A 24,871-nucleotide genomic window follows, 5' to 3' on the forward strand; every position below is an offset into this window, starting at 1 on the left:
CCCGCGCCGGGGCCGGGGCGGGCACCGGCCGGGCCGCCGGGTCCGGCGGCCGCCACCGGGCCCGCCGGTAGCGGACCGTGACGGGACGGGAACCCTCAGCACTTGACAGTCTCTTGCCCCGAGGCGCGTACTGGAACAAGGACAAACAGCAGACAGGGCCCTGTGCTCCAGGATTCCGTTCGATCTCCGCGGCCGGTGCGAAGCGGCGACAGGGCGTCGGGATGCTCCGCACCCCCGCGTCGTGCTCGGCCCGGTGCCTTCGACGGGCCCTTTCGTGTGCCGGTACCGCGCCCGCACCACCGGACGGTGCACGGGCGGTGACGCCGCCGGGGGCCGGAGCCCGTGGGCCGGGTCCGAGGGGCCGCCATGAGGTCGAAGTCGAAAACGGCCGATGTTCGAACGCGGGAGGACGCCGCCGGCGCACCGCCGGCGGGACGCCGCCGCATCGCCGCTCTGCCGCGCGTCCTTCACGCGAGCCCCGGCATCCGCCCTTCCGACGGACTGCCGTCCTGCGGCTCGTCGACGGAAAGGCGGGCACCATGGTGCTCGATTCGACAACCCTGCACTCGAGCATCGAGGACCCGGTTCTCGACCGGATGAACTTCCTGAACGAGATCACGTCCAGCTACCCGGACGCGGTGTCCTTCGCGCCGGGGCGGCCCTATGACGGCTTCTTCGAGGTCGAGGAGATCCACGCCCACCTGCGCCGGTACGCGAAGTACCTGGAGAGCCGGGGCGCGGGGCCGGCCGAAGTGCGCGACGGCTTCTACCAGTACGGGCCGGCCGCGGGGCGGATCCGCGAGCTGATCGCGTACTGGCTGCGGCAGGACGAGGGGCTGGAGGTCGCGCCCGAGGCGATCGTGGTGACGGTCGGTGCGCAGGAGGCGATGTTCCTGGTGCTGCGCGCGCTGTTCGCGACGCCCGAGGACGTCCTGCTGCTGGTGACCCCCTGTTATGTCGGGATCATCGGGGCCGCGCGGCTGCTGGACGTCCCGGTGGTCGCGGTGCCGGAGCGTGACGGGCGGCTGGTGGTGGCCGACGTGGACGGGGCGGTGCGGGCGCAGCGCGCGGCGGGCCGGCGGCCACGGGCGGTGTACGTGGTGCCGGACCACGCCAATCCGACCGGGTCCACGCTGGACCTGGCGACGCGGACCGCGCTGCTGGAGCTGGCCGAGCGCCACGGGCTGCTCGTCCTGGAGGACAGTCCCTACCGGCTGAGCGGCCCGGGGCCGCGGCAGCCGATGCTCAAGGCGCTCGACCGGTCGAGGAGCGTCGTCCAGCTCGGCAGCTTCTCCAAGACGCTGTTCCCCGGCGCGCGGATCGGCTACGTCGTGGCCGACCAGGAGGTGCGGGGCGGGCGGGGCGGGGCGCGGCTGCTCGCGCGGGACCTGGCGAGGGTGAAGAGCATGGTCACGGTGAACACGTCCTCGCTCAGCCAGGCGGCCGCGGCGGGTGCCCTGCTGGGTGCGGACGGCCGGCTCTCCGTGCTGAACGCCAGGGCCGCCGAGCACTACCGGCGCAGCATGGCCGCGACGCTGGCGCAGTTGGAGCGGTGGCTGCCCGAGGGGCGGCGCCGGGAGCTGGGGGTGGGGTGGAACCGTCCCGAGGGCGGGTTCTTCCTCACCCTGCGCACCGGTTTCCGGACCGGCGCCGCGGCCCTGGAGCGTTCGGCCCGGGACTTCGGTGTGATCTGGACGCCGATGGAGTTCTTCCATCCGTACGGCGGGGGCGAGCAGGACATCCGGCTCTCGATCAGTTATCTGACGCCCGGGCAGGTGGCCGAGGGCGTCGAGCGGCTCGCGCGGTTCGTGGAGGCGCTCAGCGGCGAGCGGAACCCGGGCGGGACGCACAGAGCCGGGACGTACAGAGCCGCGGCGCACGGCGGCGACGTGCCCGGCACCGGAACGGAGAGTGACGCATCATGACCGCGGCCCTGGAGCGAGCGATGGTCGCCACGGCCCCGCGCATCCTGAGCGTGGGCACCGCCGTGCCGCCCGAGCACTATTCCCAGGAGGAGCTGCTCGACCTGTTCGGGATCACCGACCGCAAGGTGCGCTCGGTCTTCCTGCTGGGCTCCATCCGGCAGCGTTCGCTGGTGCTGCCCCCGGCGGCGCCCGACGGCACGCGGGTGCGCGAGAGCCAGGGCGATCTCCTGGACAAGCACAAGGCGTGGGCCGTGAGCATGGGGTCGGACGCGATGTCGGTGTGCCTCAAGCGGATCGGGGCCGACCTGTCCGAGGTGGGCTACCTGTGCTGCGTGACGTCGACCGGCTTCCTCACCCCGGGTCTGAGCGCGCTGCTGATCCGCGAGCTGGGCATGGACTGGCACACGGCGCGGGCCGACATCGTCGGCATGGGCTGCAACGCGGGGCTCAACGCGCTGGCCGTGGTGGGCAACTGGGCCGCGGCCAATCCGGGCCGGCTGGCCGTGATGGTCTGCTCGGAGGCCTGCTCGGCCGCGTACACGATGGACTCCACGATGCGTACGGCCGTGGTCAACAGCCTCTTCGGCGACGGCGCGGCGGCGGTGGCGGTGATGGCCGACCCGCGGGGCGGCGAGGGGGCCGAGGAGGAGGGGTCCGGCCCGCGCCCGGAGGGCCCGCGGATCCTGCGGACGGCGAGCGTCACGATCGTCGACGCCATCGACGCGATGCGCTACGACTGGGACCGCGACCAGGACCGCTTCAGCTTCTTCCTGGATCCGCAGATCCCCTATCTGGTGGGCGCGCACGTGGAGGGCGTCGTCGACCGGCTGCTGGCCGGCACGTCGCTGCGCCGCGACGACGTGACGCACTGGCTGGTGCACTCGGGCGGCAAGAAGGTCATCGACGCGGTCGCCGTCAACCTCGGGCTGACCCGCCACGACCTGCGCCACACCATCACCGTGCTGCGCGACTTCGGCAACGTCTCCAGCGGCTCGTTCCTCTTCTCCTACGACCGGCTCCTGCAGGAGGGCGTGGTCCGCGACGGCGACTACGGCGTGCTCATGACCATGGGGCCGGGTTCGACGATCGAATCCGCGCTCATCCAGTGGTGAACCGACGCGAGGGAGACCGCGATGCCCGTCAACGCCCTGCCCGAAGGCCCCGTGCTGCACGTGGACGGCGGCCGGGAGATCTCGGCCGGACTGACCGAGGCCGTCGGCGCGCTGTGCGACGAGGCGGAGTCCGCCGGAGCCGACTTCGCGACCCTGTACCTCTCCGGCGCCCCGACGGGCGAGGCGGTGGCGAAGCCGGCCGACGTGGCCACCGTGACGAAGTGGGAGCGGGCCGTACGGCGCTTCGAACGGCTGCGGCTGCCCACCCTGGCGGCGGCGAGCGGGGAGTGCGGCGGCGCGGCACTGGACCTGCTGCTCGCCACCGACGTGCGGGTGGCGGCACCCGACCTGCGGCTGCGGGTGACCTTCCACGGGCAGGCCGTGTGGCCCGGCATGGCCGGCTTCCGGCTGGTCCAGCAGCTCGGGCCGGCCCCGGCGCGCCGCACGGTGCTCTTCGGGATGCCGATCACCGCCCGTGAGGCCCTGGAGCACTGCCTGGTGGACCGGGTGAGCACGGACCCCGGGCGCACCCTGGCGGCCGCGGCCCGGCTGCTGCGCCGGCTGTCCGGCCCCGAACTCGCGATCCGCCGCCAACTGGCCTTCGACGCCCAGTGGATGAGCTTCGAGGACGCGCTCGGCCCGCACCTGGCCGCCTGCGACCGCTCGCTGCGGCGCGCCCGGGCGGCGGACGGGGTGACGGCGTGAGCACCCCGAACGGGCGGGCGCCCGCCGCCGTACGGGAGCGCGCCGCGGACGGCTTCGACCGGGCGGCCCGGCGGCTGCCGCCGTTCCCCGAGCCCGGGCCGCGCACCGGCGGCCCGCCCGCCGGCACCGAGCGGGCGCTGGAGGACGGCCGCGCGCGGCGCACCGCCTTCCTGGACCTGCACGCCGAGGCGCTGTACGACCGGCTCACCGAGGGCCGCACGCTGCGCCCGCGGCTGGAGGCCCTGGTGGAGGGCGCCGCGTTCGCCGTGCCCCACCTGGTGCCCACGCCCGCGCAGCTGCGGGCGGAACGGGCCCTGCCGGTCGCACGGCGCCTGGGCTACGAGATCGACCTGGGCGTCCTCCTGCGCGGGCTGCTGCGCTGCCCGGCCGCCGGCCACCACCTGATGGACTCCATGCTGCGGCCCACCGGGCGCGCGCTGGCCCTGCTCGGGGAGTTCCGGGCCACCGGGGTGGTGCGGATGGAGAGCACCCGGCTGGAGCGGCGCGCGGGGGTGGCCCGGATCACCATGTGCGCCGGGGACCGCCTCAACGCCGAGGACGAGCAGCAGGTCGACGACATGGAGACCGCGGTCGACCTCGCGCTGCTGGACGGGCAGTGCGAGATCGGGCTCATCCGGGGCGGCGAGATGACGCACCCGCGCTACGCGGGCCGCCGGGTGTTCAGCGCCGGGATCAACCTCAAGCGCCTGCACGCGGGCGAGATCACGCTGGTCGGCTTCCTGCTGCGCCGCGAGCTCGGCTACCTCAGGAAGCTGCTGCTCGGGCTGCGCACGGACGAGGCGTCCTGGCGCTACCCGCTCACCGACATGCCGTGGGTGGCCGCGGTGGACGGCTTCGCGATCGGCGGCGGCATGCAGCTGCTGCTCGCGGTGGACCACGTCCTGGCGGCCTCCGACGCCTATCTGAGCCTGCCGGCCGCGCAGGAGGGGATCGTCCCGGGCGCGGCGGACTTCCGCCTGCCCGCGGTGACCGGCCCCCGGCTGGCCCGGCAGATCATCCTCGGCGGGCGGCGGGTGCGCGCGAGCGATCCGGAGGCCCGCACGCTCGTCGACCGGGTCGTCGACCCGGCGGAGCTCGACGGGGCCGTCGAGCACGCCGTGCAGCTGCTGCGCGACCCGGCCGTCACCGCCAACCGCCGCATGGTGAACCTCGCCCTGGAGCCGGCGGACGGCTTCCGCGCGTACATGGCGGAGTTCGCCGTCCAGCAGGCGCTGCGCGTCCACGCGGCGGACGTGCTCGGCAAGGCGGGCCGCTTCACGGCCCGGCCGCCCGGCTGAGGCCCCCGGGCCCCTCCCCCGCCGCCCCGGCGGGCGGCCCCCGAACGATTGAGGAGACCGAGATGACCAGCCCCTTCGACGACCCGGACGCCTCCTACCTCGTCCTGGTCAACACCCTGGGCCAGTACTCGCTGTGGCCGGCGTTCGCGCGGACACCCGCCGGGTGGCGGATCGCCCACGGCCCGGGCGCGCGCGACGAGTGCCTGGAGTACATCGACCGGGTCTGGAGCGACCAGCGGCCGCCGGGCCCGGTCACGGCCACGAACGGCAAGGAGGTCGCCGCGCCATGATGGCCGGCCCGGGCCCGCTGATCACGGTACGGGCCACCGGCGGCGACGGGCCCGACCCGGCCCGGGGCCGGGTCAGGCCCGGCACCGCGCGGCGGATCCGGCCCTACCTGCGGCCCTACCGGCGGCAGATCGCCGCGCTGCTGAGCCTGACCGTGGTCGACGCCGTCATCACCGTCTCCACGCCGCTGCTGTTCAAGGTGCTCATCGACCACGGCATCGTGCCCCACGACCGGGGCGTGGTGGCGGCCGCCGCCGCCGCGGTGGCGGGCCTGGCGCTGCTGCAGGCGCTGGTGGGCTTCTTCGTCAGTCGCAGTTCGGCGCGCATCGGCGAGGGGCTCGTCTACGACCTGCGCACCGAGGTCTTCCGGCACGTGCAGCGCCAGCCGCTGGCGTTCTTCACCCGCACCCAGACCGGTTCGCTGGTGAGCCGGCTCAACACCGACGTGATGGAGGCCCAGCAGGCGGTGACCGTGCTGCTGTCCAACGTGCTCTCCAGCCTGGTGGTGCTGGGCCTGGTGCTCGTCACGATCTTCCTCCTGTCCTGGTTCGTGGGCCTGGTCGTGCTCGTCACGGTGCCCCTGTTCGTGCTGCCCGGCCGCGTCGTGGGGCGCCGGCTGCAGCGCAACCTGCGCACGTCGATGCAACTGGACGCCGAACTCGGCTCGTTCATGCAGGAGCGCTTCAACGTGGCCGGCGCGCTGCTGGTCAAGCTCTACGGCCGGCCGAAGGGCGAGGCCCGGCGGTTCGCCGGCACCGCGGCACGGGTGCGGGACGTCGGCGTGGTCACCTCCGTCTACTCGCGGATGCTGCTGGTGACGGTGACGCTGCTGGCCTCGCTCGCCACCGCGGTGGTCTACGGCGTCGGCGGCGAACTGGTGATCGACGGGGCCATCCAGATCGGCTCGCTGGTGGCCCTGGCCACCCTGCTGGCACGGCTCTTCGGCCCGATCAACCAGCTCTCCAACCTGCAGTCGAACTACCTGACCGCCCTCGTCTCCTTCGACCGGCTCTTCGAGGTGCTGGATCTTGAGCCGCTGATCGCGGAACGGCCCGACCCGGTCGTGCTGCCCGCCGCGGCCCGGGCCCCGGCCCCGGAGATCGAGTTCGAGGACGTCTCCTTCCGCTACCCCGCGGCGAAGGACGTCTCCCTCCCCTCGCTGGAGACGCTGTCGCTGCCGGCCCCGGAACGCTCCGGCGACGCCGCGGCGCTGCGCGGGGTGAGCTTCCGCGCCCCGGCGGGCCGGCTGACCGCGCTCGTCGGGCCCTCCGGCGCCGGCAAGACCACGATCAGCCAGCTGGTCGCGCGGCTCTACGAACCCACCGCGGGCACCGTGCGGATCGGCGGCCACGACGTGCGCGACCTGTCCCTGGCCTCGCTGCACGACACCGTCGGCATGGTGACCCAGGACGCGCACATGTTCCACGACACCATCCGCGCCAACCTGCTCTACGCCGAGCCGGACGCCACCGAGACGCAGCTCGTCGAGGCCTGCCGGGCCGCGCAGGTCTGGGACCTGGTCTCCGCGCTGCCCGACGGGCTCGACACCGTCGTGGGCGACCGCGGCTACCGCTTCTCCGGCGGCGAGAAGCAGCGCCTGTCGATCGCCCGGCTGCTGCTCAAGAAACCGACCGTGGTCGTGCTCGACGAGGCCACCGCCCACCTGGACTCCGAGTCCGAGGCGGCCCTGCAGAAAGCGCTGTGGACCGCCCTGGCCGGCCGCACCGCCCTGGTGATCGCCCACCGCCTGTCCACCGTCCGCGAGGCCGACCAGATCCTCGTGGTCCAGGACGGGCGCGTGGTCGAACGCGGCCGGCACACCGACCTCGTCGACGCCGACGGCCTGTACGCGGAGCTCTACCGCACCCAGTTCGCCGAACCGCCCGCGCCGCGCCCGGAAGCCGAGCAGCACTCGGCGAACGGCTACGGCGACCTGCCCCCGCTGCCGCGCGGCGGAGGGCCCCTGCGCCGGCTGCCGCCGCCCCAGACGGCGCCCGAGCCCGGCCGACCCGAACGGAGAGCACGATGAGCCAGCTGACGGTCGAGGACGTGTGGCCGCTTTCCCCGCTGCAGGAGGGACTGCTGTTCCACGCCTCGTACGACCAGGACGCGCCCCGGGACGTGTACGTGGGGCAGCGGATCCTCAACCTCGACGGGGACCTGCGCCCCGAGGTGCTGGAGGCGTCCTGGCAGGCGGTGCTGGACCGGCACGCGAGCCTGCGCGCCGCCTTCCGCTCGCGCGCGTCCGGCGACACCGTCCAGGTGATCGCCAGGGGCGTGCGGATCCCCTGGACGTACGCCGACCTCGGCGGGCTGGGCGCGGAGGAGGCCGAGCGGGAGGCCGCGCGCCTGGCCGAGGTCGACGCGCGGCGCTTCGACCTCGGCGTGCCGCCGCTGCTGCGGGTGCTGCTGCTGCGCGCCGGCCCCGGCCGCCACCGGATGGTGGTGACGATGCACCACATCCTGATGGACGGCTGGTCGCTGCCGATCCTGTTCGGCGAGCTGTGGGAGGTCTACGGCAACGGCGGCGACGCCTCGGTGCTCCCCAAGGTGCCGCAGTACCGCGACTACCTCGCCTGGCTGGTGCGCCGGGACACCGACGCCTCGCGCGCGGCCTGGCGCGCGATGCTGGCCGGGACGGAGGAGCCCACCCTGGTGGGCCCGGCCGACCGCGGCGGCCCGCCGGTGATGCTGCGGCACGTGGTCGAGCGGCTCGGTGACGACCTCGCCGAGCGGCTGCGGGAGACGGCGCGCTCCGCCGGGGTCACCTTCAACCGGGTCTTCCAGGTCGCCTGGGCGCTGCTGGTGGGCAAGCTGTCCGGCCGGCTGGACACCGTCTTCGGCGCGACCGTCTCCGGCCGGCCCGCCGAGGTGCCGCAGGCGGACCGGATGGTCGGGCTGTTCATCAACACCGTGCCGGTGCGGGTGCCGCTGGACCCGGCCCTGCCCTTCCGCCGGGCCATGGCGGCGCTGCAGGACCAGCAGACCGCCCTGCTCGACCACCAGCAGCTGAGCCTGCCGGAGATCCAGCGCGCCGGCGGTCCCGGCGCGGTCTTCGACACCCTGATGGTCTTCCAGAACTATCCGCGCGGGCCGATGGCGGCCCCCTCGGCCGGACCGGCGGCGCCCGCCGGGCCGGGCCGGGCGCCGCGGCCCGCCGACGGCTCGCCCCCGGGCGAGGGCCTGGGCGGCACGGCGCTGCGCAGCGGGGAGCAGGCCGGCGGCCCGCTGGGGCCGCCGCCCGGCGACGGGCGGGAGCCTCCGGGGCCGCCGCCGGGCGACGGGCGGGAGCCGCCGGGCGGTCCGTCCGGGATCGGCCTGCGGGGCCCGGCCGGCATCCGGGTCTCGGCCGGCGGCGGCGAGGAGGCCGCCCACTACCCGCTGACCATCGTGGTCACGCCGACCGACGACATCGAGGTCCGGCTGGACTACCGGCCCGACCTGTTCGACGAGCGCACCGCCCGGGGCCTGGTCGACCGGATGCTCCTGGTGCTGCGCCAGGTCGCGGACGACCCGGACGTGCCCCTGGGCCGGCTCGACGTGCTGACCGGCGAGGAGCGGCACGAACTGGACGGCTCCGGGTACCGGACCCGCCGCGAGCTGCCCGGCGCGACGCTCGCCGAGCTCTTCGAGCAGCAGGCGCGCCGCACCCCCGGGGCCGTGGCCGTGGTCGCCGGGGACACCGAGCTGACGTACGCCGGGCTGGACCGGCGGGCGAACCGGCTGGCGCGCCGGCTGGCCGCGCTCGGCGTGCGCCCGGAGACGCTGGTGGGCGTGGTCGCCGAGCGTTCGCCCGAGCTGATCGCCGCGCTGCTGGCGGTGGTGAAGGCCGGTGCGGCGTACCTGCCGATGGACGGCCGGCACCCGGCCGCCCGGCTCGCCGCGACGGCGGCGCAGGCGGGTGCGGCCGTCGTCCTGGTCGACGGGCCGAACGCACGGCGGGGCCTGGCCGACGCCGCGCTGTTCGAGGGCGCCGAGGTGCTCCTCCTGGAGCCGGCCCCCGCGGGCCCGGACGCCCCCGGCCCGCCCGGCTCGCCCGCCGCGAACGGGGACGGCGCGGCCTTCCCCGCCGTGCCGGTGCGCCCGGAGAACCTCATGTACGTCGTCTACACCTCGGGTTCCACCGGCCTGCCCAAGGGCGTCGCGGTGACGTACGGCAGCGTCCTGGCGTTCTGCCTGGACGGGTGCTGGTCCGCCGAGACCCTCGAACGGGTGCTGGTGCAGGCCAACCACGCCTTCGACGCCTCCACCTACGAGATCTGGACGACGCTGCTGCACGGCGGCCGGCTGGTGCTGGTGCCGCCCGGGGACATCGACACGGTCGAGCGCGGCCGGCTGATCGCGGACCAGAAGGTGACCAGCGTGCACGCCACGGCCGGGCACTTCCGGGTGCTCGCGGAGCAGGCCCCGCACATCTTCGCCGGGGTGCGCGAGGTGTCCACCGGCGGCGACGTGGTCTCCGCGCACGCCGTACGGACGCTGCTGCGCTCCCACCCGGGCCTGGTGGTGCGCACCACCTACGGCCCGACCGAGTCCACCGCCTTCGCCACCCAGCTGCCCTTCACCGACCCGGACGCGGTGCCCGACGCGGTGCCGCTGGGCCTGCCGATGGACAACACCAGGGCGTTCGTCCTGGACGCGTTCCTGCGGCCCGTGCCGGTCGGCATGACGGGCGAGCTCTACCTCGCCGGGGCCGGGCTGGCGCGCGGCTACCTGGGGCGCGCCTCGCTCACCGCGGAGCGCTTCGTCGCCTGCCCCTTCCCCGCCGAGGGCGAGCCCGAGGGCGCGCGGATGTACCGCACCGGCGACCTGGCGCAGTGGACCCGGGACGGGCAGCTGCTCTTCCTCGGCCGCTCCGACAAGCAGCTCAAGATCCGCGGGTTCCGCGTCGAGCCGGCCGAGATCGAGGCCGTGCTCGCCGCCCACCCGGGCGTCGCGCAGGCGCTGGTGGTCGCGGTCGAGGACGCGGACGGCCGCAAGCGGCTGGCCGGGTACGCGGTGCCGGCCGGCGGCGGGGAGGCCCCGCCCGAGCCGCGGGCGCTGGTGGAGTACCTCGCCGGGAAGCTGCCGGACTACCTGGTCCCGGCCTCGGTGACCGTGCTGGAGGCGCTGCCGGTGACGGCGAACGGCAAGGTCGACCGGGCCGCCCTGCCGCGGCCCGTCTTCGCCGGCCCGGCGCAGGGGCGCGCCGCGGCCACCGACGCGGAGGAGCTGCTGTGCCGGCTCTTCGCCGAGGTGCTGAACCTGGAGCGGGTGGGCGCGGAGGACTCGTTCTTCGGCCTCGGCGGCGACTCGATCACCTCGATGCTGCTGGCGGGGCGGGCCCGCAAGGCCGGGCTGGCGATCACGCCGCGCCAGGTCTTCGAGCTGCGCACGCCCGCGGAGCTCGCGCGGGTGGCCGAGCCGGTCGACGCCGAGCGGGCGGCGCGCCCCGAGGACGTCCCCTGGGGCCCGGTGCCGCTGACCCCGGTGATGCACGAGATCGCGGCCCGCACGGGTTCGGCCGCGCGCGCGGGCAGCCAGTCGATGGTGCTGACCGCCCCGCCCGGTCTGACGCCCGGTTTGCTGGCCGCGGTGCTGCGGGCCGTCCTCGACCGGCACGACGTGCTGCGGGCGCGGCTGGAGGAGGCGGACGGTCGGCTGGTGGTCCCCGAGCCCGGCGCGGCCCCGGCCGTCGCCGCGGCGGACCTGGTGACCCGGGTGGAGGCCGCGGGCCTGGACGGGGCGCGGCTGGACGCGCTGCTCGACGAGCAGGCGGCGGCCGCCGAGGCCGCGCTCGCGCCGCGGGACGGCGTGATGCTGCGGGCCGTGCTCGTCGACCGCGGCCCCGCGCAGGACGCCCTGGTGCTGCTGACGGCCCACCACCTGGTGATCGACGGGGTCTCCTGGCGGGTGCTGATGCCCGATCTGGCGCTCGCCCACACGGCCCTGGCCGCCGGGGGCGCGGACGCGGCGCGGGCGGCCGTCGCCCCCGAGCCGACCTCGTTCCGCCGCTGGGCGGGCGCCCTGGCGGAGCGGGCCAGGGCGCAGCGGACGGTGGACGAGCTGCCGGCCTGGCGGCGGGTGCTCGACCGGGTCGAGCCGCCGATCGCCGGGCGTGCGCTGGACCCGCGGACCGACACCGTGGGGGGCGGGGTGTCCCGCGCCGAGCTGACCGTTCCGGCGCCGATGGCGGGAGCGCTGCTGGCGGCCCTGCCCGCGGCCTACCACGCGGGGGTCGACGACGTGCTGCTGTCCGGGCTGACGGCGGCGCTCGACGAGTGGCTGCGGGCGCGCGGCGGGCGGGCCCCGGAAGGCTTCCTGATCGACCGGGAGGCGCACGGCCGGGTGCCGCTGGCCGAGGACATGGATCTGACGCGCACGGTCGGCTGGTTCACCGCCGTCCATCCGGTGCGGCTGGAGCCCGGTCCGGTCGACACGGCCGAGGTCCGGGCGGGCGGGGCGGACGCGGCGCGGCTGATCAAGCGGGTCAAGGAGCAGCTGCGGCAGGTGCCGGGCGACGGTCTGGGGTACGGGCTGCTGCGGTACGTGAACCCGGCCACGCGGGCGGTGCTGGAGCCGCTGGCGCAGCCGCAGATCGGGTTCAACTACCTGGGCCGGTTCGGCGGGGCCGGCGGGGAGGCGGACGTCCCCGGTGCCGACGGGGTGCCGGCCGGGGTGCCGGCCGGGGTGTCCGCGCGGGCGTGGACGCCGGCGGGTGAGCGCCCGGTGCCCGACGGCGGTGTGGACCCGTCGACGCCGCTGCGGCACGTGCTGGAGATCAACGGTTCGGCGCGGGACCTGCCCGGGGGGCCCGAGCTGGGCTTCGTCCTGGAGTCGCCGGGCGGGCTGCTCACCGGGGCGGAGCTGGGCGATCTCGCCGGGCGCTGGCGGGCGGTGCTGGAGGGCCTGGTGCGGCACGCCGCCGAGGGGTCCGGGGGCCACACCCCGTCGGACTTCTCGCTGATCTCGCTGGGGCAGGAGGACATCGACGAGTTCGAGTCGGCCTTCGGCGGTGAGGGCGAAGGCCGGGACGAGGGCCGGGGTGGGGGCGGGGGCTGAGCGGGTCGCGCCGGCGCGGGCGTCGGAGCGGCCCCGGAGGGGGCCGGTTCAGCGCCCGCGCCACACGGGTGCGCGTTTCTCGGCGAAGGCGCGCGGCCCCTCCCGGGCGTCCTCGCTGGCCCGGCGGACCTGCTCCCAGTGGTAGCGGGTGGTGAAGGCCTGCTCCAGCGGCAGGTCGACCGAGCGCAGCACGGCCTCCTTCAGGGCGCGTTGGGACAGGGGGGCGCAGCGCAGCAGGTCGGCCGTCCACCGCTCGACGCAGGCGTCCAGCTGGTCGTCCGGGACGACCTCGTTGACCAGTCCGAGGGCCAGTGCCTCGTGGGCCGGCATCCGGCGGCCGGTCAGCAGGTAGCCCATCGCGGCCTTGAGCGGGATCTGCCGGGCCAGCCGGAAGGCCCCGCCCGCGCCGGGGATCAGGCCGAGGGCGGCTTCGGGCAGGGCGAAGACGGCGCTCTGTGCGGCGATCACCAGGTCGCAGGCGAGGACGAGTTCGAAGCCGCCGCCGAGGGCGTGGCCGCGGACCCGGGCCAGGACGGGTTTGGACAGTGTGAAGCGGTCGGTCAGGCGGGGCGAGCCCGGCTGGCCCCGGGAGCCGAAGCTCGTCGGCGGGTGTCCCTCGCGGTCGAGCCGGGCCCGTTCCTTGAGGTCCTGTCCGACGGAGAAGGCGCGCTCGCCCGCGCCGGTCAGCACGACCAGCCGCACCTCGTCGTCGCGTTCGACCTCGTCCCAGACCGCGCCGAGTTCGGCGTGCATCCGCCGGTCCATCGCGTTGAGGACGTGGGGCCGGTTCAGGGTGACGCGTGCGACGTGGCCGGCCCGCTCGTAGAGCACGGGCCGGTCCGTCGCGGGCTGCGGTGCCGTGGGCTGCGGTGTCGCGGGCTGCGGTTCTGCGGGTTCCTGTGCCGCGGGTGGCGGCGTCGCGGGGTCCACGCGGGCAGGCTACCGGCGGGCCCGGGCCGTCGGGCGCAGGCCGGGCCGCGGCGCCGCGGCCCGGTCAGCCGTCGCTGCCGATCGAGCAGTTGGGGTCGGGGGCGTGGCCGAGGGGCCAGGCGAGGGTGTCCAGGACGGCGTTCCTGGTGACCGGGTCGAGGTGGACGACGGGCACGGCCTTGTTGTACGGGTTGCCGTACTGGTCGAGGCAGATCCAGCCGCTCGCGCCGTCGACCCGGTTGTCGCCGTGCAGCCGTCGCCAGCTCTGGACGACGTCGTCCGTCGAGGGCGTCCTCACGTTCCCCACCGTCTGGTTGCGGATGCCCGCGACGGCGGTGGAGACCGAGTCGTAGGTGATGATCACGCGGCCGTCGCGCAGGTCGGCGGGGCCGATCGCGTCGGGTGCCTTGGTGTCGGGCTCGCCCAGCAGGTCGGCCAGCTCCTTCGAGGCGGCCTTGGAGCCGCCGGGGCCCTCGGTGCTCTTCTCCCCGAAGGTGTCGGGGTGGGCGAGGGCGGTGTAGCGCACGGTGATGCCGGCGCCCGTGCTGAGGGCGTCCCACTTGTCGGCGAACTTCTCGTCGACCATCAGGGTGGAGGCGTGCGAGCCGGTGACGACGGTGTAGTGCTTGTTGCACTTCCGGTTGCCCAGTTCGACCAGGAACTGGCGCAGTTGGACCGGGCGGCCGGCGAAGTAGAGGGTCGTGGCGGCGGAGGTGCAGATGCTCGGCACCATCTGGTGGAAGTCGTTGGCGAGGTTGCCCTCGTCGTTGAAGTCGGGCGGCGACTGGTAGGTCTCCGGGGCGTTGGGGGCGCCCTTGGTGAGCTTCTCGAAGGTCTGGCGCAGGGTGGCGAGGTAGTTGTCGTTGTCGCGGGTGTCCTCGATCACCAGGGCCTCTTCGGGCTTGATGGCCGCCCCGTACGAGGTGAGGGCGCCCGCCTGGTCGGCGTTGCCGGGGGCGATGCGCGCCAGTCCCGGGTAGCGGCGCGGGTCGGCGGCGGTGTTCTTGATGTCGTCCGCGGTCATGGGGCCGGCGACGACCGGGATGTGCTTGTCCGCGGTGAGGTAGCGCACGGCCTGTTCGGTCTCGGCGATGCTGATGTTGATGCCCGTGACGGCCCGCAGGTTCTGCTTCCCGTCGGCCGCGGCCTGCGCCAGCTGGTCGGCGACGGCGCGCCACTGCAGGTAGCCGCGGCCGGGGTTGGCCAGCACCAGCCGGATCGGGGGCTGCCGCTTGTTCTTGTTCCGGTCGTCGTTGGCCCAGTGCTGGGCCAGGTAGGCGCCCTGCACCTGTTCGACCAGTTCGCGCCGTTCGGCGGGCGCGGCGGAGGTCATGGGGATCATCAGGGCGACGGTGACGGGCGAGCTGTCGGCCACGCGGTCGTTCTCGGCCTTGATGCGGGCGGTGACCTGCTTCAGCTCGTCGGTGAAGACGTAGGCGCCGTCGGTGACGCCCACGCACTCGTGCCGGTCCCCGCGCCGCTCCACGCCGGGGGCGCAGGAGGGGTCGTCGACCAGCAGGTACTCGTATCCCAGATAGCCCCCGGCGGCCAGGACGGCGGCGGCGAGGACGGCCGCCAGCGCGCGGTTCAGGGGACCGTCGGGCAGAACGCTCATGGTCGGGGGTCTCCTCAGATCGGGAGGTGGGGGGCCTGGACCCAGCGCCGCAGGAGCTGCGGCCAGGTCTCGTACGCGTGGAAGAACACCGTCTGGTGGGCGGCCCCGGCGAGCTGGGCCAGGGTGAGCAGCTGCAGCTGGACGCTCCCGATCAGCCGCTCGTCGGGCGGGGCGAGCGGGTGCGACTGCTGCCACAGCGCGTCGACGAGGAACTCGACCGCCTGGTGCACGGGGGTGCCGGCGCCCCCGCAGGCCGGACAGTCCTCGGGCTGGGCCGCGAGGGCGGTCAGGTTCCGGGGCGGGTGCGGCGCGGCGCAGACCAGGTTGAGGGCGGTGAGCCAGCCGGCCGTGTCGTGGCCGGCCAGGCGCCGGTGGAGGGCGCGCACGACGGTGCCCGTGTCGAGGACGGCGAGGGAGTGGTGCAGGAAGCGGTCGTCGGGCGGGGCGGCGTTGCGCGGGGCCGCGGCCTGCGGGGCGGCGGCCTGCGGGGCGTAGCGGTCGCAGAGGGTCTCGTGGATGTCGTGCCACCGCTCGGCCCCGGGGGTCGCGTCGAGCGCGGTGACCAGGCGGTGGCCGAGCAGGGCGCGCAGGGTGGGGTCGCCGACGAACGGCGCGCCGGTGCCCGGCCACGGGTGGGCGCCCCAGTGGTCGTGCTGCAGCAGCCCTCTGGTCGTCTGGACGCGCAGGGTCCCGTTGTCGCCGGGCGGGTAGTGGGCGTCGAGCGCGTGGGCGGCGTCCTCGTCGAGCGCCGGGGCGAAGTTGGTCAGGCGCTCCCGGGCGGTGTCGTCGGGGACCAGGAGGCGCAGCAGCCGCTCGTGCGCCGGCGTGCCGGGCTCGTCCTCGGCGGGCAGGTCGAACAGGGTGCGCGGGTCGGGGCTCTGCCCGAGGCGCACGGCCCGTCGGACGGCCCGGACCAGGACGTGGGCGATGCCGGCCCGGCCCGCGCTGAGGCGGTGGATCAACTGGGCGATGTCGGGCCCGGGGTGGTCCGTTCCGAACATCCACGTGACCTCGTCGAGGGTCAGCCGGGCCAGCGGCAGCCGCAGGGTCCAGCCGGCCGGTGTCTGCGGCCGGTCCTCGCGCCAGAACGGGCCGGTGGCGTTGCGTGTCGTCGCGGTGGTGCTCTCGGGGTCGGGGGTGGCCGGTTCCGGTGCCAGGACGGTGACGACCACGCCCGGCCGCGTCCGGACCGTCTCCTCGTGCCAGACCTCGGTCAGCATGTCCAGGACCGGGCGGCCGAGCGGGGTGTGGGCGTTGTCCAGGAGCAGCAGCGGGCGCGGCACCCGGTTCTTCAGTCGCGCCCAGGTGTAGTGGTCGTCGATGTCCGCCAGGAGGGCGGCCATCAGGTGGCGCTCGGCGCGCCCGCGGTCGTGCGGGTTGCCGCGGAAGCCGCGGGCGAGCTCGGAGAGCTGGACGTTCGCCTCGCCCTGGGCGCTGACCCGCCGTTCGGCCCACCAGCGCAGGCCTTTGTTGTTGGCGCGGGCGCCGAGCAGTTCGGTGGCGACGATGTCGGCGAGCGAGGCGACGAGTTCGTTGACCCCGGGGCCCAGTCCGACGACGGTGCCGAGGTTCGGGGCCACCTGTCTGGTCCAGCCCGCCACCTTGTCCCGGCGCGCCTGGGCGTCGGGCTGGCTCTCGCGCAGCAGGCTCTCCAGGCGCCGCCCGGCGGCCTCCAGTTCGCCGGGCCCGACGGCCTGCCAGCTGGTGACCGCCAGCAGGCCCTGGGTGAGCCGGGGGAAGGACAGGCCCGCGCCGAACCTGCTCGCCCGCCGGCTCAGCTCGTACCGCAGGTGGAAGAGCAGGTCCGAGGTGTGGGAGGCGTTGCTCAGCCGGGGGGCCTCGTTCTCGGCGGGCAGGGCGAGGCCGGGGCGGCCGAAGTCCGCGCGCCCGAGGTCCGCGTAGGCCTGGGGCAGGCGCTCGGCGTACCGCACCTCCAGGGTCTTCAGGAGGGTGGTCCTGCCGGTCAGGCGCCCGCCGGAGCACTCGATCAGCAGGGGGATCCCGGCCGGGATGCGCAGCCGGGTGCCGCCCCCGGGTTCGGGCCCCGACAGTTCGAGGCCGACCAGCGAGGGAACGACGGCCTTGAACACAGCCGCCCGTCCGTCCAGAACCACCGCGACCCCCCTGTCCTCCGGCGCGGCGGGAGTGCGCCGCGCCGGATGGAGAATAGGGGAACCGGTCGGTCCGCCACAGGTGTATCGCCGCGGACCCGGACCTCGGTTGCCAATTCGTGACTCGCCTGATAATCCGTCAGTTTTCCTGCGGGGGCGGGCTGGTGGGAAGGGTGTTTCCCGTGATGCCGGTGATGCCCGTGGTGCCGGTGGGACGGGGGCGGCGCCGGGTCAGCCGATGGGGCCGGTCCAGGCGACGGTCTTGCGCTGGAGCAGGAGGCCGTAGGTGAACTCGACCGAGATCCGGTCCGTGCCGTTCGGCAGGGCGTACGCGTACACGCCGGTGGCCTCCTGGCCCGGGGCCAGCGAGCCGGTGATGAGCTTCAGCTTGTCGCTCCCGTCGCTCAGCGAGAAGAGCAGGGCACCCTTGGCGTCCCTGACCGTGGGCAGTCCCGATCCGTTGAGCGGGAGCTCCTGGGATCCGGTGTTGACGACGGTGATCCTCAGCTGGACGATCGTGGCGTCCTTGGGCGGCTGGTACACGGTCAGGAGCGGGGAGTACGGCTCCGGCGCGGCCGTCGTGACCTTCAGCCCGTCCCCGTAGGTGTAGGTCTGGCCGAACGACAGGTGCCGGGCCCGCTCCTCCGCGGCCGCCTTCTCCTTCTCGGCCTCGATCCGCTTCAGCTCCGCGTCGATCCGCTGCTTCTCCTGGGCGGCCCGTTCCTGGGCGGCCTTGGTCGCGGCCTCCGAGCGGGCGCGCGCGGCGTCCGCCTCGGCCCGCCGCTCCTCGTTGACCGCCTGCACCCGGGAGACGACGAACACCCCGGCGCCGACCGAGACCAGCAGGCCGGTGACGCCCAGGATCACGCCCGCCAGGGCCATCCCCCGGTTGGTCGCCGTGCCCTTGCGCGCGTAGCCCAGGCCGATGGCGCCGAACACGACGGCGAGCAGGGCCGGCAGCCAGGACAGCCAGAACAGGATGACGACCAGGCCGAGGACGACACCGACGATGCCGAGCACCAGGGCGGCGATGCCCAGGCCGTTGCGGGGCTGCGGGGCGGGCATCGGCATCGGGTACGGCGGCCAGTACGGCACGCCGGGCGCGGGCGCCGCGCCCGGGGCGGGCGGCACGCCGGGCGCCCCGGCGGGGGCGGGAGCGGGAGCGGTGACGGACGCGGGGGCCGCGGTCTCGCCCTGGCCCGGGGTCAGCGGCGCCCACGGGTCGGTGGCAGCCGGTTCCTCGGCGGACTGCGGGCTGCTGTCGGGCGGGACGGGAACGGTCATGCGGGATCCTTCGGAAACGTCGAGACGATGAGCTGCTGCCGTCCGGCCCCGGGGCGGGGTCCTTCCCGGGTTCCTCCGGGGTCCTTCCGGGGCGCCCCCGGGTCGTCCGGGTCGTTCCCGGCTCCCCGGCGGCGGCGACCCGCCCCGCGCGAAACGGCCGCCACCTCGTGCCGGGCCCGCGCGTCAACCCCCTGGGACGGGACGCCGACAGGATCGGCGAGTGATCAACATACAGGGGCCCGGCACCGGCCCCGACGCCGCGGTCCACGGGCGGCTCCGGGCCCGGGACGACGCCTCAGGACCCCTCCCGGCCGTCCGGGAGCTCCGGGCTGAACAGGTGCGCCCGCCGCACCCCGGCCCTGCGCAGCTCGTCCGCGACGATGCGCAGGACGGTGCGGGCCATGTGCGGGAGGACCAGGCCCTTGCAGTCCAGCCGCACGTACGGGATCGAGGCGTCGACGGCGGCGTGGTTGGGGCTGTAGGGCGGCATCTCCTCGTCCCAGGCGTCCTCGGCCTCCTCCGGCGAGAGTTCGCGGCCGTCCTCGAAGACCAGCATGAGCCGGGGCTCGGCGGCGGTGAGCGCCGCGACCGCGCGCGCCGGGTCGTCGGACCTGACGGCCACTCCGAAGACCTGGCAGGGAACAGCGCCGGGGCGGGTCCGCTCGATGGGCAGCGTGTGCGGATCCACCGTGATGCCGCCCGGCTCGCTCTCCGAGACGGCCGCCCGCCGCATCCAGAACGCGGCCTCGTCGCTCTCGCCGCAGGCCTCGACGACATGCCACAGCAGCTCCGGCCCCGCGCCGCGGACCGCCTCCTCGAACAGGTCGCGGGCGCGCTCCCACTCCCCCTCGTCCGCGGCCTCGCGTCCGCGCCCGAACGCGGCTTCGGCGGCGGGCGACAGGGGCGGCAGGGGCAGCGGCGACGGCTCCGTGGTGTCCACGGCCCCATGGTTACCACGGGCCTGCGACAGTCCGGTGTCCTGCGGGTGAGCACCCGGCCGCCGGGCGGCGCCCGCGCGGGCGGGGCGAGGCGGGCGGGGTCGGGCGGATTCACCCAGGGCAGAACGCCGTGCTCTTCCCCCCGGGCCCCCGGTCCCTAGGCTGAAGGGGTGAGCACTCAAGCGCCGAACGAAGCCCGCGTCATCCCCCTGCGCCCGCACGCCTCGCCGCCCGCGTCCGGCGGGGAGTCCCGCCCCCCGCGGACGCCCGCGCGCAGGGAGCCGCTGTGGCGCGACGTCGTCGGCGACGTGCTGCGGCGCGAGCGGCTCGCCCAGGAGCGCACGCTGAAGGACGTTGCGGAGGCGGCCCGGATCTCGATGCCGTACCTGTCGGAGCTGGAGCGCGGACGCAAGGAGGCCTCCTCCGAGGTTCTCGCGGCGGCCGCCCGGGCGCTGGGGCTCGGCCTCGCGGACCTGCTCTCGCTCGCCCAGGACGAACTGGCCCGCTACGCCCCGAGCCGGGTCGGCCAGGGCCTGGCGGACCAGGGCCTGGCGGACCAGGGCCTGGTGGACCGGAACCGGGTGGGCCGGACGGGCCAGGGCCTGGCGGGCCGGGGCCGCACCTCGCCCGCGGGGCGGTACGACGGACTCTGCCTCGTCGCCTGACCGCGGCGCGGCACTGCGGCGGCCGGGTACGGGGGTACGGCAGGGGCTCGCCCCCTGCCGTTGCCGTCGCCCGGCCGCGCGCGGCTCACCCGGACGCGAAGCGCCGGCTCAGCACCTGGTCGGCGATCCCATAGGCGACGGCCTCCTCGGCGGAGAGCACCTTGTCCCGGTCCATGTCCGCGCGCAGCGTCGCCGCGTCGTGGTGGGTGTGCCGGGACAGGACCTCCTCCACCTGCGCGCGGATGCGGACCATCTCCTTGGCCGCGAGGCTGAGGTCGGAGACCGTCCCCCGCCGGCCGCCGCTGGCCGGCTGACCGAGCAGCACCCGGGCGTGCCGGAGCACGAACCGCCGCCCCGGGTCCCCGCCGGCCAGCAGCACCGCCGCCGTGGAGGCGGCCTGGCCGACGCAGAAGGTGGAGATCGGCGCCTGCACGAAGGTCATCGTGTCGTAGATCGCCATCAGTGAAGTGAACGATCCGCCGGGCGAGTTGAGGTAGATCGAGATCTCCCGCTCCGGGTTCTCCGACTCCAGGTGCAGGAGTTGGGCGATGACCACGTTGGCGACCGAGTCGTCGATCTCGGTGCCGAGGAAGACGATCCGCTCGTTCAGCAGCCGGCTGAAGACGTCGTAGGTGCGTTCGCCCTGCGCGGTGCGCTCGACGACGTAGGGAACCGTGTACGAGCCCATGTCACAGTCCGATCCGTCGGCGGGAGGCGGCCGGGCGGATGTCGGCGACCGACTCCACCACCCGGTCCACGAGCCCGTACTCCCTGGCCTGCTCGGCGGTGAACCAGCGGTCCCGGTCGCCGTCGCGCGCGATGGTCTCCTCGCTCTGCCCGGTGTGCTCGGCGGTGATCCGCTCGATGGCCCGCTTGGTGAACTGGAGGTTCTCCGCCTGGATCTCGATGTCCGCGGCGGTGCCGCCGATGCCCGCCGAGGGCTGGTGCATCATGATCCGCGCGTTCGGCAGGGCGAAGCGCTTGCCGGGCGCCCCCACCGTGAGCAGGAACTGGCCCATGCTGGCGGCGAAGCCCATCGCCAGCGTCGAGACGTCGTTCGGGACGAGCCGCATGGTGTCGTAGACGGCCAGCCCCGCGGTGACCGAGCCGCCGGGGCTGTTGATGTACAGGCTGATGTCGGTGCGCGGGTCCTCCGCCGACAGCAGCAGCAGCTGCGCGCACACCCGGTTCGCCGACACGTCGTCGACCTGCGTGCCGAGCAGCACGATCCGCTGGGCGAGCAGCTGCGCCGCGAGGTGGTCGTCGAAGGCGCTGGGCGGGGTGTCGCCCTCCGCCGCGCGGGGCGGGGGCGTGGTGAGCGGGGCCATCGGGTCTCCTTGTCGAGGCGGGGGGGGCGGAACTCGCCGTCCACTCCACTCTCGACCCGGGAGGGCCCCCGGATGCGGCCGCTCTGCCCGCGGCGGATTCGCCGAGGGCAGAGCGGGCCGGCGCCCCGCCGCGCCGCCGGACCCGGGGCCCGTCCGCAGGGCACGGTCGGAAAACTTCCTGGATGACGAAGCTCCGACTGGGGTAAGTTCCGCCAGCACACCATCAGTTGACGAAAGATCAGCTGGGAGGTCGGGCGGATGGCCGAATCGGTTCGGGACGTCGTCGTGGATGTGGTGACACGGCTGGCGCCGGAGGAACTGCCGTTGCTGCGGGGGCTGGACGGACTGTCCTCCGAGGAGGTGGTGGCGCTGTTCGGACGCCGGCAGCGCGGCGAGCCGCTGGGGTTCGGGCTGGCCGAGGCGGCCGCGCTGGCCACCCCGGTGGTGTGGATGGCGGTGGACGAGGCGTGCCGGGCCGCGGTCGGTGCCGGCGTGAGGCGCGCGGGCGGCGGGCTGCGGCGGCTGTGGCGGCGCGGGCGCGCCCGGCCCGCGGTGGAGCCGCCCGTACCGCCTTTGGACGAGCGGCAGTTGGCGGCCGTCCACGCCCGGGTGCGCACGGGTGCCCGCGAGGCCGGGTTCGACGAGCCGGCCGCCGGCGCGCTCGCGGACTGCGTGGTGGCCCGGCTGGCCATGGAGCCGGGCGCGCCCGCTCCCCCGGCGGAACCCGGCTCCGGGGCCGGGCGCGGGTCCGGCGCACCGCTCCTCCCGGAGCCACCGGCGTGAGCGCACCCGCCGCGCCGCCGGTGCCACCGATGCCACCGGAGCCGCCCGCCGTCCCGCCGGCCCTCGACCCACGGGTACTGCCCGCCGGAACCGCCCTGCGCTTCGGCCTGCTGCTGCTGTCCATGGTCGTCGCCGGCCACCACATGCTGACGACCGTGCTGGAGCTGGTCCGCAAGGGCAGGGCGACGGAGTACGCCTGCAAGCTGGCCGCCGGGCTCGACCCCAACGGGGACTTCCTGGCGCAACTGGGAGTCGCCCCGGGAACGGACCCGGCCCTGCGCGCCTGCCTGGCCACCGGACCGGACGACCCGTCGTGGCCGGTGCCCGTCGCGCTGGCGCTGGTGCTGGCCGCGGCCGCGACGCTGTACCTGCTGCTGCCCCGCTGGCGCCGGCGCTCGCGCCGGCTGGTGCCCGTGGACGGGCAGCTGCGGGAGGAGCTGGAGCGCCTGGCAGGGCAGGCCCGGCTGCCCGTGGTACCGGAGTTCGTGGTGGACCCGCGCCGGCTCGGCCCGGGGGCGGTGGCGTTCGGCCACGCGCGCCGGCGCACCGTGTGCCTGTACGCGGGGCTCTCGGTGAGCCGGCACAGCGATCCGGCCGGGTTCCGGGCCGTGGTGCTCCACGAGTTCGCACACATCCGCAACCGGGACGTGGACCTGGGGTACGCGGTCACCGCCCTGTGGCGGGTGTTCGCACTGCTGGTGGCCCTGCCGTTCGTGCTGGTGGTCGGCGGGACGCTGGTGGGCGCGGAGTTCGGGCTCTTCGTGGGCGCCGACCGGGTGTTCTGGCCGGCCGGGCGGGCGCCGCTGGTGCGGCAGACGGCCACCGCGCTGGGGATGGCGCTGCTGGTGGTCCTGGCCCGCGCCGACACGCTGCGCCACCGGGAGCTGTACGCGGACGCGGACGCCGTCGCCCTCGGCGCCGACCGGCGGGTGTGGGACGTGCGCGACCCCGCGGGCCCGGCCGCCCGGCTCGGCCGCCTCTGGCGGTCGCATCCGACCTGGGCGCAGCGGCGCCGGGCGCTGGACGACCCGGCGGCGCTGTTCACCCTGGCGCCGTTGCAGACGTTCCTGGTGGGCGCGGCCGGTATCGCCGTCCCCCTGCTGCTGCCCCCCTTTGCCGACGGGACGGTCGGGGTGTGGCTGGCCACCGTGCCGACGGCGACGATCCTCGCGGTGGCGGCCTGGCGGTCGACGGCGTACGCGGCGCACCGCGGGACGGCCGGGCCGGACGGGCTGCGGGCGGGGCTGTGGCTGGGCGCCGGCCTGGTGGTCGGCGAGCTGACCGTGGACATCACCGCCGGCGGCGGTTGGCTCCCGGAGCATCCGATCGCCCTGCTGGTGCCGCTGCTCGGCGCGTTGGCGTACGTCCCGTGGCTGGTGCAGTGCGCCCGGCTGGGGCTGGATCCGGGGCGCGGGCGGGTGGCCGCGGTGATGGCGCTGGCGGCGGCGGTGCTGGTCGCCGCGGCCGGGCTGACCTGGTGGTCGAAGGGCGGCCACCTGTACACCGCCGGGGACTTCCTGGTCCAGGGCGGGATCCGGGAGGTGCTGCTCCAGCAGTTCCCCGACGGGTGGGAGCGGCACCGGGCCGAGCTGGGGTGGATCGCCGCCGTGCTGCCGCGTCTCGGTACGGACGGGCGCACCGTGGCCTTCGCCGCGGCCGCGGGGGCGCTGTGGGCGCTGCCGTACCTGCTGTGGCTGCTCGGCGGGCACCGGGGGCTCGGCCGGGCGCTGCGCCGCGGGCTGCTGGGCGGTGCCTTGTGCGTGGTCGGGGTGCTGGCGGTCAAGGCGGCGCTGCACGCGGACCGGCCGCCGCTGGGTGAGCGCGGGAGCGGGTACGCGCTGCGGTACGTGTGGTGGCTGACGGTCGCGATCTGGGCGGGGATGGTGGTCACGGCGGTGGTCGTGGCACTGGTGTCCCGGCGGCTGTGGCTCGTCGGGGCGCTGGTGGCGGCGGGGGTCGCCCAGGCGTGCGCGCTGGTGGCGGTGTTCCTGCTGATGTCGGTGGACGGCTGCCTCGGGCCGTTGCGGACCATGGGCGACAGCTGTCTGTGGGTACCGCGGGGCAGTTGGCCGCTGGTGCAGGTGCTGGCCGGCCCGGTGCTGCCGGCGCTGTTCGGGGCGGCGATGGCCGCGGCGCTGGTGCGGTTGCCGCTCGCGCTCGTCCGGCGGCGGGGCGACGGGCCGCAGACCGCCGACCGGGTGGCGCGCTCCGGCCCCCGGCGGGCGGTGCTCGCCGGGGTCCTCGTCGGGGCGCTGGCGCTGGGGCCCGTCGCCGTGCAGGCGTCGGCGTCGGGTTCGGCGGGCGGGCTCGGCCCCGTGGTGCAGCGTCCGGCCGACGCCCGGTCCGAACGGGTGCGCGTCTTCCAGCTGCTGATGTGGTACCGGGTCGGCGGGAAGCAGGACACCCTGGCGCTCATCGAGGGGTACCAGGCCTTCTACGACGAGGTCCAGGTGCTCGATCGGACGGCGCGGGAGCACCCGGGCGAGCAGGTGCGGTTCGACGGCCGCCGCTTCGCCGGGATCTGCACCACGCTCCACCGCGCCGCCGGGACCGCCCTGGGACACCTCCACATCCCCGACTCCGGCCTGGACGGGCCGTGGTGGGCGGCACTGGAGCAGACCCGACGGGCCGGGCAGCACTGCGCGCAGGTCATGGACCGCGACCGCGAGGAGCAGCCGGGCGAGGGCGACGCCGTGCTGGCGGAGGTCGCCGACGGGCTCCGTGCGACCCTGGGCGCCATCGATCCCGTCGTGCGGCGGATCGAGAGCGACGGGCCGCGGTACTGGCCGGACCTGGTCCGCATCACCGGTCCTCGGCCCTCGGGGCGGGGCGACGGCTGAGGGGCGGT

Annotated in this window: 17 protein-coding genes; 10 read left to right on the forward strand and 7 right to left on the reverse strand. The window is 75.5% G+C overall.

What is annotated here, in order from left to right:
• Positions 1–539: 539 nt before the first annotated feature.
• The 7 genes from ACFVGO_RS12920 (at position 540) to ACFVGO_RS12950 (ending at position 12,369) form a co-directional block, all read left to right on the forward strand.
• Positions 540–1,925, forward strand: coding sequence for a PLP-dependent aminotransferase family protein (locus ACFVGO_RS12920; protein WP_380631722.1), 1,386 nt, complete (start codon positions 540–542; stop codon positions 1,923–1,925).
• The gene (dpgA, locus tag ACFVGO_RS12925) at positions 1,922–3,037 is read left to right on the forward strand and encodes a 3,5-dihydroxyphenylacetyl-CoA synthase DpgA (protein ID WP_359913182.1); all 1,116 of its coding nucleotides are present in this window, start codon (positions 1,922–1,924) and stop codon (positions 3,035–3,037) included. Before ACFVGO_RS12920 ends, dpgA begins: the two co-directional genes overlap by 4 nt.
• Positions 3,038–3,058: 21 nt before the next feature.
• Positions 3,059–3,742 (forward strand): enoyl-CoA-hydratase DpgB, encoded by a 684-nt coding sequence (dpgB, locus tag ACFVGO_RS12930; RefSeq protein WP_359913179.1) that lies wholly within the window; start codon positions 3,059–3,061, stop codon positions 3,740–3,742.
• Positions 3,739–5,040 carry a (3,5-dihydroxyphenyl)acetyl-CoA 1,2-dioxygenase DpgC gene (gene dpgC / locus ACFVGO_RS12935; protein WP_359913176.1) on the forward strand — a complete coding sequence of 434 codons (1,302 nt, stop codon included), beginning with the start codon at positions 3,739–3,741 and terminating at the stop codon, positions 5,038–5,040. Before dpgB ends, dpgC begins: the two co-directional genes overlap by 4 nt.
• A gap of 62 nt (positions 5,041–5,102) precedes the next feature.
• Positions 5,103–5,330: an MbtH family protein gene (locus ACFVGO_RS12940; protein WP_359913173.1), complete on the forward strand. Its 228-nt coding sequence runs from the start codon at positions 5,103–5,105 to the stop codon at positions 5,328–5,330.
• A complete protein-coding gene (locus ACFVGO_RS12945) occupies positions 5,327–7,357 on the forward strand; it encodes an ABC transporter ATP-binding protein (RefSeq protein ID WP_359913170.1) in 2,031 nt (676 codons plus the stop codon). The genes ACFVGO_RS12940 and ACFVGO_RS12945 overlap by 4 nt, the downstream gene beginning before the upstream one ends.
• The gene (locus ACFVGO_RS12950; RefSeq protein ID WP_380631726.1) at positions 7,354–12,369 is read left to right on the forward strand and encodes an amino acid adenylation domain-containing protein; all 5,016 of its coding nucleotides are present in this window, start codon (positions 7,354–7,356) and stop codon (positions 12,367–12,369) included. The genes ACFVGO_RS12945 and ACFVGO_RS12950 overlap by 4 nt, the downstream gene beginning before the upstream one ends.
• A gap of 48 nt (positions 12,370–12,417) precedes the next feature.
• Here ACFVGO_RS12950 and dpgD read toward each other — a convergent pair whose 3' ends face one another.
• The 5 genes from dpgD to ACFVGO_RS12975 form a co-directional block, all read right to left on the reverse strand.
• The gene (dpgD, locus tag ACFVGO_RS12955; RefSeq protein ID WP_359906313.1) at positions 12,418–13,299 is read right to left on the reverse strand and encodes an enoyl-CoA-hydratase DpgD; all 882 of its coding nucleotides are present in this window, start codon (positions 13,297–13,299) and stop codon (positions 12,418–12,420) included.
• Between the two features lie 64 nt (positions 13,300–13,363).
• Positions 13,364–14,914 (reverse strand): hypothetical protein, encoded by a 1,551-nt coding sequence (locus ACFVGO_RS12960; RefSeq protein ID WP_359906310.1) that lies wholly within the window; start codon positions 14,912–14,914, stop codon positions 13,364–13,366.
• 14 nt (positions 14,915–14,928) lie between these two features.
• A complete protein-coding gene (locus ACFVGO_RS12965; RefSeq protein WP_380631729.1) occupies positions 14,929–17,028 on the reverse strand; it encodes a hypothetical protein in 2,100 nt (699 codons plus the stop codon).
• Between the two features lie 228 nt (positions 17,029–17,256).
• Positions 17,257–18,309 carry a DUF4190 domain-containing protein gene (locus ACFVGO_RS12970; protein WP_380631731.1) on the reverse strand — a complete coding sequence of 351 codons (1,053 nt, stop codon included), beginning with the start codon at positions 18,307–18,309 and terminating at the stop codon, positions 17,257–17,259.
• A 295-nt stretch (positions 18,310–18,604) separates the two neighbouring features.
• Complete coding sequence (locus ACFVGO_RS12975) at positions 18,605–19,249, reverse strand: hypothetical protein (RefSeq protein WP_359906301.1); 645 nt, start codon at positions 19,247–19,249, stop codon at positions 18,605–18,607.
• Positions 19,250–19,417: 168 nt separating this feature from the next.
• Between ACFVGO_RS12975 and ACFVGO_RS12980 the strand changes: the two genes are divergently transcribed.
• A complete protein-coding gene (locus ACFVGO_RS12980) occupies positions 19,418–19,912 on the forward strand; it encodes a helix-turn-helix domain-containing protein (protein ID WP_380355003.1) in 495 nt (164 codons plus the stop codon).
• An 85-nt stretch (positions 19,913–19,997) separates the two neighbouring features.
• Here ACFVGO_RS12980 and ACFVGO_RS12985 read toward each other — a convergent pair whose 3' ends face one another.
• Positions 19,998–20,600: an ATP-dependent Clp protease proteolytic subunit gene (locus ACFVGO_RS12985; protein WP_359906295.1), complete on the reverse strand. Its 603-nt coding sequence runs from the start codon at positions 20,598–20,600 to the stop codon at positions 19,998–20,000.
• A 1-nt stretch (position 20,601) separates the two neighbouring features.
• Positions 20,602–21,240, reverse strand: a complete 639-nt coding sequence (locus ACFVGO_RS12990) for an ATP-dependent Clp protease proteolytic subunit (RefSeq protein ID WP_359906292.1) — start codon at positions 21,238–21,240, stop codon at positions 20,602–20,604.
• Between the two features lie 258 nt (positions 21,241–21,498).
• On the opposite strand from ACFVGO_RS12990, the gene ACFVGO_RS12995 reads away from it, so the two are divergent.
• Together ACFVGO_RS12995 and ACFVGO_RS13000 are read left to right on the forward strand one after the other, a co-directional pair.
• Entirely contained in the window at positions 21,499–22,023 is a 525-nt protein-coding gene (locus ACFVGO_RS12995; protein WP_380631734.1) for a hypothetical protein, read from the forward strand.
• Positions 22,020–24,863, forward strand: coding sequence for a M48 family metalloprotease (locus tag ACFVGO_RS13000; RefSeq protein WP_380631736.1), 2,844 nt, complete (start codon positions 22,020–22,022; stop codon positions 24,861–24,863). Before ACFVGO_RS12995 ends, ACFVGO_RS13000 begins: the two co-directional genes overlap by 4 nt.
• The last annotated feature ends 8 nt before the right edge of the window (positions 24,864–24,871 follow it).

The sequence above is a fragment of the Kitasatospora sp. NPDC057738 genome, from assembly GCF_042798815.1.
Classification (GTDB): domain Bacteria; phylum Actinomycetota; class Actinomycetes; order Streptomycetales; family Streptomycetaceae; genus Kitasatospora; species Kitasatospora lactacystinica.